General features: G+C 70.8%; 16 protein-coding genes and 1 tRNA gene. 13 read left to right on the top strand and 4 right to left on the bottom strand.

All coding sequences use genetic code 11. The annotated features are described in order from the left end of the window. Window positions 1-251 precede the first annotated feature (251 nt). The 9 genes from HNR25_RS01385 to HNR25_RS01345 all read left to right on the top strand — a co-directional run bounded on the left by HNR25_RS01385 (window position 252) and on the right by HNR25_RS01345 (window position 7059). Window positions 252-542, top strand: coding sequence for a hypothetical protein (locus tag HNR25_RS01385; RefSeq protein WP_184632737.1), 291 nt, complete (start codon window positions 252-254; stop codon window positions 540-542). Next, window positions 535-753 carry a hypothetical protein gene (locus tag HNR25_RS01380; protein ID WP_184632735.1) on the top strand — a complete coding sequence of 73 codons (219 nt, stop codon included), beginning with the start codon at window positions 535-537 and terminating at the stop codon, window positions 751-753. The genes HNR25_RS01385 and HNR25_RS01380 overlap by 8 nt, the downstream gene beginning before the upstream one ends. Window positions 754-823: 70 nt before the next feature. Further along, window positions 824-1555, top strand: coding sequence for a GntR family transcriptional regulator (locus HNR25_RS01375; protein ID WP_184632732.1), 732 nt, complete (start codon window positions 824-826; stop codon window positions 1553-1555). Between the two features lie 121 nt (window positions 1556-1676). Then, complete coding sequence (locus tag HNR25_RS01370) at window positions 1677-2114, top strand: plasmid replication, integration and excision activator (RefSeq protein ID WP_184638678.1); 438 nt, start codon at window positions 1677-1679, stop codon at window positions 2112-2114. A 108-nt stretch (window positions 2115-2222) separates the two neighbouring features. Next, on the top strand, window positions 2223-2474 hold the full coding sequence (locus HNR25_RS01365; RefSeq protein WP_184632730.1) for a hypothetical protein: 252 nt from the start codon (window positions 2223-2225) through the stop codon (window positions 2472-2474). Further along, window positions 2474-3892 carry an FtsK/SpoIIIE domain-containing protein gene (locus HNR25_RS01360; RefSeq protein ID WP_184632728.1) on the top strand — a complete coding sequence of 473 codons (1419 nt, stop codon included), beginning with the start codon at window positions 2474-2476 and terminating at the stop codon, window positions 3890-3892. The genes HNR25_RS01365 and HNR25_RS01360 overlap by 1 nt, the downstream gene beginning before the upstream one ends. Further along, a complete protein-coding gene (locus HNR25_RS01355; protein ID WP_184632726.1) occupies window positions 3892-5583 on the top strand; it encodes a replication initiator in 1692 nt (563 codons plus the stop codon). The genes HNR25_RS01360 and HNR25_RS01355 overlap by 1 nt, the downstream gene beginning before the upstream one ends. Then, a complete protein-coding gene (locus HNR25_RS01350) occupies window positions 5580-5792 on the top strand; it encodes a helix-turn-helix transcriptional regulator (RefSeq protein WP_184632724.1) in 213 nt (70 codons plus the stop codon). Before HNR25_RS01355 ends, HNR25_RS01350 begins: the two co-directional genes overlap by 4 nt. 28 nt (window positions 5793-5820) lie before the next feature. After that, on the top strand, window positions 5821-7059 hold the full coding sequence (locus HNR25_RS01345; RefSeq protein WP_184632722.1) for a tyrosine-type recombinase/integrase: 1239 nt from the start codon (window positions 5821-5823) through the stop codon (window positions 7057-7059). A 79-nt stretch (window positions 7060-7138) separates the two neighbouring features. Here the strand turns inward: HNR25_RS01345 and HNR25_RS01340 are convergent. Both HNR25_RS01340 and HNR25_RS01335 read right to left on the bottom strand, forming a co-directional pair. Next, a tRNA-Pro gene (locus HNR25_RS01340) sits at window positions 7139-7212 on the bottom strand. A gap of 113 nt (window positions 7213-7325) precedes the next feature. Continuing rightward, window positions 7326-7919, bottom strand: a complete 594-nt coding sequence (locus tag HNR25_RS01335; RefSeq protein WP_184632720.1) for a 2-thiouracil desulfurase family protein — start codon at window positions 7917-7919, stop codon at window positions 7326-7328. A 195-nt stretch (window positions 7920-8114) separates the two neighbouring features. Between HNR25_RS01335 and HNR25_RS01330 the strand changes: the two genes are divergently transcribed. Further along, window positions 8115-8435 carry a hypothetical protein gene (locus HNR25_RS01330; RefSeq protein WP_184632718.1) on the top strand — a complete coding sequence of 107 codons (321 nt, stop codon included), beginning with the start codon at window positions 8115-8117 and terminating at the stop codon, window positions 8433-8435. A 234-nt stretch (window positions 8436-8669) separates the two neighbouring features. After that, window positions 8670-9500, top strand: coding sequence for an aldo/keto reductase (locus HNR25_RS01325; RefSeq protein WP_184632716.1), 831 nt, complete (start codon window positions 8670-8672; stop codon window positions 9498-9500). 121 nt (window positions 9501-9621) lie between these two features. Here HNR25_RS01325 and HNR25_RS01320 read toward each other — a convergent pair whose 3' ends face one another. Continuing rightward, window positions 9622-9780 carry a hypothetical protein gene (locus HNR25_RS01320; RefSeq protein WP_184632714.1) on the bottom strand — a complete coding sequence of 53 codons (159 nt, stop codon included), beginning with the start codon at window positions 9778-9780 and terminating at the stop codon, window positions 9622-9624. Between the two features lie 227 nt (window positions 9781-10007). Here HNR25_RS01320 and HNR25_RS01315 point away from each other — a divergent pair, with 227 nt between their 5' ends. Further along, on the top strand, window positions 10008-10748 hold the full coding sequence (locus tag HNR25_RS01315; RefSeq protein WP_184632712.1) for an alpha/beta hydrolase family protein: 741 nt from the start codon (window positions 10008-10010) through the stop codon (window positions 10746-10748). Between the two features lie 69 nt (window positions 10749-10817). Here the strand turns inward: HNR25_RS01315 and HNR25_RS01310 are convergent, their stop codons facing one another. Then, complete coding sequence (locus HNR25_RS01310; RefSeq protein ID WP_184632710.1) at window positions 10818-11723, bottom strand: sulfotransferase; 906 nt, start codon at window positions 11721-11723, stop codon at window positions 10818-10820. A gap of 466 nt (window positions 11724-12189) precedes the next feature. Between HNR25_RS01310 and HNR25_RS01305 the strand changes: the two genes are divergently transcribed. Next, window positions 12190-12963, top strand: a complete 774-nt coding sequence (locus HNR25_RS01305; RefSeq protein ID WP_184632708.1) for an SIR2 family NAD-dependent protein deacylase — start codon at window positions 12190-12192, stop codon at window positions 12961-12963. The last annotated feature ends 16 nt before the right edge of the window (window positions 12964-12979 follow it).

The raw sequence follows: 12979 nt of genomic DNA, 5'->3' as shown, positions 1-12979 counted from the left end.
ATTATCCCCAGTTGGGATAGCCGGTGTGGATGGGTTTACGTGACCGCAACCGGAATCGTGACCGCCATGGACGCGAAAGCGGGGACAACGTGCCACTCCTGCCGGGGCCTTGGCTGGCGCTGGGTGCGCTTCCGCCGGTCGACCCGGCCCGATGACATCGGACAACCGCAGGACGGCCGCACCCGTGAAGCGTGCTGGCACTGCGGTGGGACCGGAGAGCGGGCCATCATGTCGCAGGAGGGGGCGGCGTGATGGCCTATCGCAACCTCGCCTATGAACTGGCCGTGCTGAACGGGCTTCGGGTCCGTTTGGAATGGCACGGTCTGGACGCCGTCCTCATCGAGAGTGTCACCGGGCTTCGGGTGAGCGTGCCCGGTGCCGATGAGGCCGTCTGGATCACCGCCGACAGCCGTGGCCGAGTACTCCTCTGGAACGGTGACTTCCTGCTCTCCTCGGCGTGGGCGTCCGCCGACGAGGCGCCGGAGATCGCGCGGGCCGCTCGCGCTTACCTCCCGTCCGAGAGGGCGCGGATTGATGGGTGACCTCGGGGCCGAGATCGGACGCATACGGGACCTGATTGAACAGGAGTTGCGGCGCGAGTTCCCCATGTGCGACTTCTGCCAGTTGCCTCGGGGCTGGTGGGCCGCGTGGCACGGGGAGCTGCGTGTGATGGCGCCCAACGCCAAGGCGCTGCGCCGGGAGCTGTCCGTCGTGCTGCGGCAGCACCACTGCCCAGGAGAAAACCGCCTATAGGGCTGTCAACTACAGATTCAGTTGTTAACCTGAGTTGATAGAGCACCTGAGAACTATGGGACGGTACCGGATGGCAGCCAACGGCGGCGAGCGCAAGTATGAGCGAGTGGCGCGGACGCTGCGCGAACGCATCACCTCCGGTACCTACCAACCGGGGGACTCGCTTCCCTCCGAGGGGCGATTGGCGAGCGAGTTCGGCGTCTCTCGTCCGACCGTGATCAGCGCTCTCGACCTGCTCCGCGAAGAGGGCCTGATCTTCACGCAGACGGGATCCGGCTCCTACGTCCGGGGCAAGACGCCCAGGGCAGCCGAAGAGCGCGCGCGTCCGGGGCTCGAACTCCTGGAAGGCGCCGAGGACGCGCAGGCGGCGGAGCTGCTGCAAGCCGGGATCGTCGTCGCCCCTGAGCACGTGGCGAACCTGCTGGAGCTGGAGCGGCCGGCCAAGGCGTTCCTGCGGCAGTACGTCCTTCAGGAGGAGGACGGCCCCAACGAGCTGGTCTCGGCCTGGTTCCCGCTTGACCTGGCCGCCGGTACCCGCTTCAGCTCCCCGGACCCCCTGGGATCCAGCATCCGCCGTCACCTGCTGGAGCGGAAGAAAGTCCGGATCGACCACGCGGTTGAGCGCATCATCGCGCGTCCCGCGTCGTCGGACGAGGCATCGGCGCTGTCCATTCAGACCGGCTCACCGGTGCTGAACGTCGTGGTCACGGGCCACGACGCTGATGGTCGCGCGCTCCAGCTCATCGACGCCGTTCTTCCTGGTGACCGCCACGAGCTGCGCGACGTGTATCCGCTCGACTGATCCTGTCAGAATCTTCGCTGATTCGGAGTTGACCTATCAGGTTGGCGCGACTACAGTCGCAGCATGACCTGATAGGTCAGATCTTGTTTCAATGTATGTCTGATAGTTCATGAGGTGGATGATGGCGATTCAGGGTGCGCTGCCGGTGGAGTTCGGGACGGTGTTCCCGCACGGCGCCTACGCGCTCGGAGTGGAAGCGATCACCGACTTCGAGACCAAGCGTCCGCAGATGGACAAGAACACGGGCCTGCCGCTGTGGGCGGTGGATGTGATCGACGCCGATCCGGAAGCCCGCGGCAAGGCCAAGAGCGTGAAGGTGAAGGTGGCCGCCGAGCACTGCCCGACCCTGCCCGACGAGGTGCCCGGCCTGCCCTTCCGGCCCGTCGAGTTCGAGCAGATGTCCGTCATGCCCTACGTCGACGACTCCGGCCGCCGCCCGCGCGTGGCCTATTCGCTGCGCGCGCGTGGGGTGAAGACGCCCGGCGGCGGTGGCTCGCGCAAGGCTCCCGCCGGTGCCGCCTCCGGTGCCGGTAGCTCCGGCGGCAAGGACGCGGGCTGAGAAGTCCGCTGAACGCAAGCGGGGCGGCCTGGTGCGCCAACACCTTCGGCCGCCCCTTCAACCCTCCTGCGAGACCTGCGAAATCTCTGGAAGAGGTGTCTCTTCAGTATGTCCGATCCGTCAACGCGGGTCAGCCCGCGCGAGATCGCCGAGTTTATGGACGCCCTGCGCGCCCACCGCAACGCCGCCTTCAACGGCTCCGGGCCACGTCCGGATGCGGCGCTGCTGGCGTGGAAGTCCAGCATCCTCGGCCGCATCGCCGACCAGACCGACGATGCCGAAACCCGCGCCGTGGCCGACGAGGCTCGCGCCGAACTGGCCGCACTCCGCGCCGACGACGAGAGCGGGGGTGGTCGGTGATGCTGGGACGCAAGAGCGCCGGAGCAACGCAGGTGCAACCGACCGCGCCGGTACCGGCGCAGACCATCCGCTTCTCGGCTCCGGTAGTCGAGACGCCGGGCATCGTCGTCGTGGCGGGCTTCCTCTGGCGCCTAGTGCGGCTCCTCGTTCTGCTGCCGCTCCGCTTCCCCGTGGCCGTCGCAACTGCGGGCGCCTCTGCGCTGCTGGCGTACCTCGTCGGCTGGCTGGGGCTGGCCGCGGCCTGGACGCTCGCCGACGTGGCTCTGTTGGTCTGGTGGCGCCGGTGGCCGAAGTCGTTCAAGACTCGCCTTGCGCGTCGGGCGCTGGCCGCCTGGCGGTGGCTGTGGGTCTACCGGCGCCACTGGCAACCCGTCCTCGTCGTCTCCGGCCTGGCCGAGTCCTACCTGGAACGGCAGTACCTTCCGCAGATCCGCGGGGTGACCTGCTCGGCGTGGGCCGACCGGGTGCGGGTGCGCCTGGTTGCCGGTACCGCCCCGGCCGACTTCGAGAACCGTGTGGCGGAGCTGGCGCACGGTTTCGGCGCTCCCTCTTGCCGTGTGGAGGTGCGCGGGCCGCGTGATGTGGTGTTGGAGTTCCCGCGCCGGGACACCCTCGCCGATCCGATCGAGGCGCTACCGGTGCCTGAGGATCCGGATCTGTCGGGGCTGCCGGTGGGCCGGTGCGAGGACGGCGAACCGTGGTATCTGCGGCTGCACGGCACGCACGTGCTCACGGTCGGGGTGACCGGCGCGGGCAAGGGTTCGGTGCTGTGGTCGGCCATCCGCGCCATGACTGCGGCCATCCACGCGGGCACGGTGCAGGTGTGGGCGATCGATCCCAAGCGGATGGAACTCTCCTTCGGACGCCCGCTGTTCGCCCGATACGCCGATGCGGCCGAAGACGCCGTGGACCTCCTGGAATCGGCGGTTGCGGCGATGCAGGAGCGCGCCGAGCGCTACGCGGGGCGCCAACGCGTGCACGTGCCCAGCACGCGGGATCCGTTCGTGGTGGTGGTGCTGGACGAGGTGGCGTTCCTGACCGCCTACCACCCTGAGCGCGACATCCGCCGGCGGGCGGAGAACGCGATAGCGACGCTGACCAGTCAGGGCCGGTCGGTCGGGTTCTGCGTGCTGGCCGCGCTGCAGGATCCGCGCAAGGAGGTGCTGAACCTGCGCAACCTCTTTCCCGACAAGGTGGCTCTGCGCCTGGACGAGGCGTCGCAGGTGGACATGGTGCTCGGGGAGGGCGCGCGCGATCGGGGCGCCAACGCCCACCTGCTCGATCCGGACCTTCCCGGTGTGGCGTTCGTGAAGCTGGAGGGCTCGCCGGTTCCGGTGCGGGTGCGGGCCGCGTTCGTTTCCGATGCCGACATCGACGCCATGGCCGCTGAACCGGCCGCTGCGGGGGTGGGCGACTGATGCCGACCCCGACCGGTAAGAGCACGCGGGCCGAGCGGCAAGCGCAACCGCTGGCGCGTGAGGTGGCCGAGCAGATCGCCGCCGACAAGGGTGTGTGTATCCGGCCCGTGTCGCTGCGCCGCACCGACATCACCACGGGCCGAACCGAGATCGTGGATGTGCCGTGCAACTCCACATTGGAATCTCGGTGCCCGGCGTGTGCCAAGCGCAAGCGCTCCATCCGACGCACGCAGTGTGAAGAGGGCTGGCACCTGGTCGAGGAACCGACCGTGACGCCGGAGGAGCCGTCCGATGTTCAGCGGGCGTGGGTGGAGCGCCGCGCCGTGGTCACCGCACAACGTGACGCGCTGGTGGAGGCAGGCGGGGCCAATCCGGACGAGGTGGCCGCACTGGATCAGGCCATCGCCGATTTGGACACCGAGATCACCGCGTCCGGCATGCGCGGGTCGGTGTCGCGGGGCTCCTCGTCGGCGACGTCTCGGCGGGTGCGCTCGACCAAGCGGCGCCAGGACGCGCCGGACCTGCCCAAGCGGCAGATGGCCAAGACCACCCTCGGCCGCACCTACGAGGATCCCGCGACCGGCAGGACCTTCCGGCCGTCGCTGTTCCTCACGCTGACCTGCGACACCTACGGGCGGGTGCGCTCCGACGGGACGCCGGTGGATCCCTCGACGTATGACTACCGGCGGGCGGCTCGGGATGCGCTGCACTTCTCCAAGTTGGTGGATCGCTTCGTGCAGAACCTGCGCCGCGTGGCCGGGTTCGATGTCCAGTACTTCGCGACCGTGGAGCCGCAGCGCCGGTTGGCGCCGCATCTGCACATGGCGACGAGGGGCACCATTCCGCGTGCGGAGCTGCGGCAGATCGCGGCGGCCACCTATCACCAGGTGTGGTGGCCTGCGGCCGACGAGGCGGTCTATGCGGGGGAGTCTCTGCCGGTCTTCGACGAGGCGACCGGGAACTACGTGGATCCGGTCACGGGTGAGGTGCTGCCGACCTGGGGTGAGGCGCTGGACGCGCTCGATGCCGATCCGAACGCCGAACCGATGCACGTCGTCCGGTTCGGGCCGCAGGTCGACGCGAAGGGCGTGGTGGCCGGCACCGAGGACGCCGACCGGTGCGTGCGCTACCTGGCGAAGTACCTCACCAAGGACATCGCCGAATGCCACGCCGTGGAGACCGACGCGCAGGCGCGCCACGTAGAACGCCTCGTGGAAGCGCTGCGGTTCGAACCCTGCTCGCCGCGCTGCGCGAACTGGCTCCGCTATGGCGTGCAACCGGACGGTGCCAAGGCGGGCATGGTCCCGGGCTTCTGCCGCTCCAAAGCACACCGGCGCGAACACCTCGGCTACGCCGGACGCCGCGTCCTGGTGTCTCGGAAATGGTCGGGCAAGACCGTCGCCGACCACAAGGCCGACCGGCTGCGCTGGGTCCTGGACGCGTTGGGCGTGGATCCCGACGCCGACCCCGACGAGGGCCAGGACGACGGCGCCGCTCCGGCCCTCTCCTCGGTCTCCTCCGGCGATCACGCGTGGGAACTCGCCCGGCCGACCGATCCCGACGTGCCGCCGCGCGAACACCGGCTACTGCGGGCGGTCGGCGAAGCGCTCAAACGCCGCGCTCAGCTCGACGCTGTTCGGCAACATCAACTCAACGATGATCTTTCGGCAACTCCGGAGAGGGCCGCATGAGCCGACCCACGACCGCCCCTGAAACGCAACCTCAACGCGGCGCCACGTACCGCCTCTGGTCCGTCAAGGACGCTGCCGCCTTCCTCGGCGTTCCGGCGAAGACGCTTTATGAGTGGCGTTATAAGGGCGACGGTCCTCCCTCGCACCGTGTTGGTCGGTACGTGCGTTACGTGCCCTCGGAAGTGCACAACTGGGTCCGCGCTCAGTAGCGGCGGCGATAGGGGAGGGGAGAAAACCATGGCTCGGGTGTGGATCTACGACCGCACGCGTGACAAGACGTACCGGGAAGCGGTGGCCAAGGCCAAAGCCGGGAAGCGCATGCCTCCTGCCCGCTGGCAGGTGCGCTATTACGATCCCGCCGGCCGTTCCAAGAGCGGCGGGACGTACCAGAAGAAACCGGACGCCGAGAGGCGTCAGACCGAACTCCAGTCCAGCCTGAGCGCGGGAACCTACCGCGATCCCTCCGCCGCCAAGGTCACTCTTGGCGTCATGGCGGAGAAGTGGCTACCGGTGCGCACCGACATCAAGGTCTCCACTTGGTGGAAGTACCGCGGGCTCTTGGACACGCACATCCTTCCGCGCTGGGGCGATCTTCCGCTCGACGCGATCCACACCGAGGACGTGGCGGTCTGGATCGCTGAGCTTCAGAAGCCGAGGGACGAGGGCGGCAGCAACCTCGGCGCTTCCCAGACGCGCCACTGCTATGCCGTGCTTTCGATGGTGCTCGACTGGTGCGTCCCGCGTCGGCTGAACTTCAATCCGGCAAAGGGCGTGCGGCTTCCTAAGCCGAGCGAAGTCGAGCACGTCTACCTCAGCTATGACCAGGTTGAGGCGCTGGCCAATGCAGCATCGGAGCTGCGCACCAAGTACGACCAGACATCGGCTGCATCCGCCGTCAACCGTGCGCTGATCCTCCTCCTCGCCTATACGGGGCTCCGATGGAGTGAGGCGGCGGCCCTGCGGGTCGGGCGCGTGGATTTGGATCGGCGCCGGATCCGCGTCGCCACCACCTTCGCGGAAGCCAAGGGGAAGTTGATCGAACATGCTCCCAAGACCGGCGAACGCCGCACCGTGCCCATCGCGGCGTCGCTCGCTCCCGAGCTGAAGCCGCTGGTCCACGACCGCGCTGAAGACGCGTACGTCTTCACCACCAAACGGGGCGCGCCGCTGCGCAGCCACAACTGGCGCAGCAGGGAGTTCAACCGGGCGCGTGCGGCGGTCGGCCTTGATGACGTCGGGCTGACTCCGCACAAGCTGCGGCACACTGCCGCGTCACTGGCCATCGCCGCTGGTGCCGACGTGAAGGTGGTTCAGCAGATGCTCGGGCACACGACGGCCACGATGACCCTCGACACCTACGGGCATCTCTTCCCGGACCGGTTGGACGAGATCGCCGACGCGATGGATGCGGGCCGGATGAAGGCGGCCGCGCGCGCCGCGAACAACCAGGTGACCCCCGGAAGCCGTGTGCACTGAATGTGCACGGGCGGTGGAGAGCCACCGACCCCCGCAAACACCGAACGGGCGCTCACCTGCGTGAACGCCCGTTCTTCTGTCGGGAAGGCGGGATTTGAACCCACGACCCCTTGACCCCCAGTCAAGTGCGCTACCAAACTGCGCCACTTCCCGGTGTCCGGTGGGCCGTTGCGCTGCCCTGCGGACGAGTAAAACTCTACAGCATTCGCAGCCCTGGTTATGACAGCTTCGCGGGCGGCGACGGCTCTCCCGGGGTGTGACGTGGGTTACCCCGGGTGCCCGGGTGCGGTGCGCAGGTGGGCGTCGGCGGCCTCCAGGTCCGTCTCGGCGAAGACGGCGATGCCGTTGTCCTTCAAAAGCCGGGTGGTGACGCCCGGACCCGCCGCGGTGGCGCCGGTGAACGTGCCGTCGTAGACGCGGTGCAGCCCGCAGGACGGGCTGGAGTCCTTGAGCAGGGCGGCGCGCACGCCGTGCTCGGCTGCGGCGTCCAGGGCTGCGCGGGCGCCGGCGAGGAAGTGGCGGGTGACATCGTCGCCGTCGGGTGTGCGGATGCGGGCGCGCCCGTCCAGGACGGCGCGGGCGTCACCGCCCGGTTCGATCTCTGCGGGCGGGCGGGGGACGGGCAGTCCGCCGGCCACCTCGGGACAGTGGGCGACGAGGCGGCCTTCGGCGCGCCAGCACTCGACGATCGTGTCGGCGACGGTTTTGGCGCGCCCGTCGAAGCGGACACGGCTGCCCAGCAGACAGGCGCTGACCAGGATGCGGCCCGGTGGCGCGTCCGGGACGCCGTCGGCGGCGACGCCACGCCGCTCTGCGCGCTGTTGGCCCCCGTCGCCTGCGGTAGCACCTGTGGATTCCATGCGTCGCCGTCCGGTTCGTCGGTCCCCTCTCGCGGGCGGTCGGCGCGGTGCCGCCGTTCCCGCACCCGGTCTCCACCGAGGCTATGCGCGTGGCCCCGCCGTCCGGTGCGGCTTCGTTTCGTGCGTGCGCCGGGAGGTTACTGGGTCCCCGAGGGCGGCCGCCGGTCCCGGTCTGCCGTAAGGAGCTGGTATGCGATGAGCCGGAGCATCCGCGAGAAGCGGCTGGACCCCGGAATGGAGGAGATCGGCGGGATCGCCGGGCTCGTTCCGGCCCAGGCGCGCGCCGTCGACGTGGTCTACCGTGCGCTGGGCGGGGCCGGTGCGGACAGCGACGGGCAGCGCGACGTGGCCGCGGCCGCCGCCCGGACCGCTGTGGCCGCCGAGATCGAGAAGCTGCGCCCGGGCGAGCCCTACGTCCTCCGCCAGGGCCGCGTGGCCGACTACCCCGGAATGGCCGCGGAGTTGGACGCCGACGACGAGTTGGTCTTCGGCGTGGTCTACCGGTTCGGCGGGTGAAGGTCCGTCCGCCGGAGCCGGCCCGGGGCGCCCGGCCGCGGTCCGGCGAGCGGGCGGCCTCCTGCGACGGCCCTGTGCCGTGCGCCGATCCCGGCACCGGGGCCCCGCTCCACCGGCCCAGGCGGCGACGTGGCACTGTGCACATCGCCCGCGGTGCCGGAATGCGTCCCAGTCGGCGGAGGTTGCCGCTGCGGGTAGGAAGATCGTGCACCTGAGCTTTATGGGGGAGAATTCATGACCACGGTTCCCGACGTGACGCTGAACAACGGTGTGCGGATTCCGCAGTTGGGCTTCGGCGTCTGGCAGGTGGACAACAGCGAGACCGCCGATGTGGTCGGTACCGCGCTGGAGGCCGGGTACCGCAGCATCGACACCGCCGCCGCCTATGGCAACGAGGAGGGCGTGGGCGAGGCCCTGCGCCGGTCGGAGCTGCCGCGCGGCGAACTGTTCGTCACGTCCAAGCTGTGGAACAGCGACCAGGGCTACGACTCCACCTTGAGGGCGTTCGAGGCGTCGGTGGAGCGGCTGGGCCTGGAGTACCTCGACCTGTACCTGATCCACTGGCCCATGCCCGCCAACGACGAGTTCGTCGACAGCTGGAAGGCCATGGAGCGGCTCTACGCCGAGGGCCGCGTGCGCGCCATCGGGGTGTCCAATTTCCACGCTGCGCACCTGCGCCGCATCTTCGACGAGGGCGGCATCGCACCCACGGTCAACCAGATCGAGCTGCACCCGCGGCTGACCCAGGAGGAGATGCGCAGCTTCGACCAGGAGCACGACATCGCCACCGAGGCCTGGAGCCCGCTGGGTCAGGGGCAGCTGCTGCAGGATCCCGCCGTCGCCAAGCTCGCCGAGGCGTACGGCAAGACCTCCGCGCAGATCATCCTGCGCTGGCACCTGCAGCTGGGCACCATCGCCATCCCGAAGTCGGTGACCCCCGAGCGGATCCGCGCCAACTTCGACGTTTTCGACTTCGAGCTCTCCACCGGGGACGTCGAGGCGGTCTCCGCGCTGAACGAGAACCACCGCTTCGGCCCCGACCCGGACACGATGAACGTGTCCTGAGCCGCCCCCGCGGTTGCGCGGGACCCGCTGGTCCCTTTCGGCGACGCGCAGCGGCCGGCCGCCCCGGATCCACAGGGCGGCCGGCCGCTGCGCGTTCGTGTGCGGCGGCCGCAGCCGCCGGTCAGGCCAGTTCGCGCCGCTTCACGGCGCCGTCCAGTGTGGCCCGGGTGCCGCGGCGTGCCAGCCGCACCACGTAGACGATCCCGCCACCGAGCATGGCGAGAGGTACTCCCACGACCGCGATCAGCGCGATCAAGGCGGCGATTCCGATTTCTCCCATGGCCCCATGGTAAGTCAGGCGACCCTTAGCCGCGACGGGGTCCGCGCCAGCCCGTCCGGCCGGGCCCGCCGTTGCTCCGGCCGGGTTGGGCGAAGCGTCACCGGCCGGTCGCTCGCGGCCACCGGGCGGTGCGACACTGTGCCCGGGGCAGGCGTGGTCGAACGTCGGCCGGAGCGCCCGGCTCCCCGGCTGTGCGCGGGCCGCCGGGCGGCGAGTGGGGAGGCACGATGGCCAGCAGGCACGTTTTCGCATACGGGGACCACCCCAGCCAGGTGGTCGGGATCCACCAGCCCGACGCCGACGAGCGCGCCCCCTTCCCCGTCGCGGTGCTCCTGCACGGCGGCTGGTGGCGCGACGCCCACGACCTGCGCCTGATGGATCCCCTGGCCGCCGAACTCGCCGACGCCGGCTGGCTGGTGTGGAACCTGGAGTACCGCCGCACCGGCGGCGACGGCGGCGGCTGGCCGCAGACCCTCGACGACGTGCGCGCGGCCGTGGGGATGCTCGGCGCCCGCTTGGCGGAGGGCGCCGAGCCCGGCGATCCCGGCCGCGTGGTGGCAGTGGGCCACTCCGCCGGCGGCCATCTGGCGCTGCTTGCCGCCCCCGAATCGCCGCTGACCGCCGTCGTCGGGCTGGCTCCGGTCACCGATATGGCCGCCGCCCACCGCGCGGGCCTGGGCGAGGGCGCCGTCGCCGACTTCCTCGGACCCGACCCCGGGGAGCGCGCCTGGACCGAGGCCGCGCCGGCCGTCCGTGTGCCCGCGGGTACGGCGCAGCTGATCGTGCACGGCGATGCCGATCCGCGGGTGCCCGTCGAGCACAGCCGCGCCTATGTCCAGGCGGCGCGCGCCGCAGGCGCACCCGTCGAGTACGCCGAGATCGCGGGCGCGGACCACGTCGCGGTCATCGCCCCCCGGCACGCGGCGTGGCAGGCGGCCGCGGAGTGGATCGGGCGCGCTCCCGCCTAGCCGCAGGGACCGGCCGGCCGAGTCGAGCGGCGCGGGGACGTGCGGTCGAGTGCGGGCCGGTCGTCGGGATCAGCGCGTCTTCGACTTGGCCTTGGTGTCGGCGTAGCCCAGGCGTTTGAGTTCGGCGCCCGCGACCGTGCGGACGTCCTCGCGCTGGTCGGCGCTGAGCCGGCTGCGCCAGGCCCCGATTCCGGGGGAGTCGCGGCGCACCAGCTCTACCGCCGACACCCGCGCGCCGGTGAACGTGCGCAGCTGCTCGGCGGTGGCCGCCTCGGAACCGAACAGGTCCTCATAACGCAGCGTCATCAGCCGGTCGGAGCCTAGCGACCCGCGCAGGCGCGCCGACAGCCGCACCGCGCCGCGCCAGCGCATGGCGCACTTGGCGGCGGTGGACAGCCGCGGGTACTGCGCCCGGTCCTTCTCGTCCTCGATTCCGAAGAAGGGGTTGGGCATCTCGTGGTCGAGGGTGGAAAGCGCCGGGCGGAACCACGAAAGCGCCTGCTCGTCGCCGAGCATCGACGCCGCGACGTCGCGTCCGTCCCGGATGATCTGGACGAACACGGCGTCTTCGAACGCCCGCTGCAGGGCGGCGGCGCTGTAGATGAGATCCGGGCTGGCGTCGCCGAAGCGGTCGACGTCGCCGGCGTGCCGGCAGGGCGCCGACGCCTCGCGCGCGGGAACCGGCCCTTCCGGGCAGTACGGGCAGGTGTGCGGGGTGAGCTGCCAGGCCTCGGCGTAGGCCGCCCGCAGCAGGTCGGAGGTCCCCGATGCCCGCTCTTCGGCGATCGACGGCCGGCGCGCCAGCGCATAGGCGGCGTCCTGCACCGCCTTGTGGCCGGCGCCGACATGGAAGCCGGGGGCCTTGCCCAGTGCGCGGGCGACCAGTTGCACGCCCGAATGCGGCGCGCCCAGGACGAAGACGGGTCGGCGGACCTTCGTCCCGTTGACGATGAGGATGTAGGGCGGCTGTTTCATGGGCAAGAAGGCTTTTGCACTCTTATGCGGTTTCTGGGCCTTTCGCGACACTCCGGAGCCGGTGCGCCCGGCGGCCGTCTGCTCCCAGAAAACCCCATCGGTGGCGAGTGACCTCCGCTTTCCCGGGGTTCGGCGCGTCGCCGGTCCTCCTCGGCCGAGCGCCCTGGGACCCGTCCTGGCGCCCGCGTGTCCCCGCTGTGAGCAGAGATTACCGCGAAGTACCCCATGCGACGGTATGTCCGGAGCGTTTGTGGACGAGAAGTCGTGCATACGTGATCTCCCCGTATCTCCCCGCGGCACACGCCTCCTCGCGAACACGCCACCGCCGCACTGACACAATGGGGACCGACCCGCCGGGCCGCACTGCGGCTCCGGGGCCGCTCCCGCGCCGGGCACGCCGACCGCGCCCGCCGGCGACACGGCCGGCGCTCCGAGCGGCCGCAGCCCCCGATGCCGAGGACCGCCCATGACCGCAGCCTCCCCGCCCGCAGACGCCGCGTCCCTGATCGCCGGCGCCGACAGCGTCACCGTGCTCACCGGGGCCGGAGTCTCCACCGACTCCGGAATCCCCGATTTCCGGGGACCGCAGGGCATGTGGACCAAGGATCCGGGCGCGGCCGCGCTGTTCGACTTCGACACCTACATGGCGGACGTGAACGTCCGCCGCCGCGTGTGGCAGCTGCGCCGGGACAACCCCGCCTGGCAGGCCCGGCCCAACGCCGCCCACCGCGCGCTGGCCGACCTGGACGCGGCGGGGCGGCTGCGCGCGCTGGTCACCCAGAACATCGACGGCCTGCACCAGGCCGCCGGTACCGCCGGGGAGCGCGTCCTGGAGGTGCACGGCACCATCCACCGGGTGGTGTGCACGGCCTGCGGCGCCTCCACCCCCGCACCGCAGGTGCTGGAGCGGTTGGAGGAGGAGTCCGACCCGCGCTGCAGCGCCTGCGGCGGCATCCAGAAGACCGACACGGTCTCCTTCGGCCAGCGCCTCGACCCCGCCGTGCTCGACGCCGCGGTCGAGGCCGCCGCCGACGGCGACGTGTTCCTGGCCGTGGGCACGTCGCTGGGTGTGCACCCGGTCGCCGGGCTGTGCGACGTCGCGCTGGATCACGGCGCGCCGCTGGTCGTCGTCAACGCCGATCCCACGCCCTACGACGACCGCGCAGAGGCGGTGCTGCGCGGCCCGATCAGCGACGTGGTCCCGGAGCTGGCGGCGTACGCGCTGCGGGCGCAGGCGTAGCGCCGGGCCGGGCCCC

The organism is Streptomonospora salina, from assembly GCF_014204715.1.
Lineage (GTDB): Bacteria > Actinomycetota > Actinomycetes > Streptosporangiales > Streptosporangiaceae > Streptomonospora > Streptomonospora salina.
The sequence above is the reverse complement of the archived record's forward strand: the minus strand, read 5'-3'. Positions and strand labels throughout refer to the sequence as shown.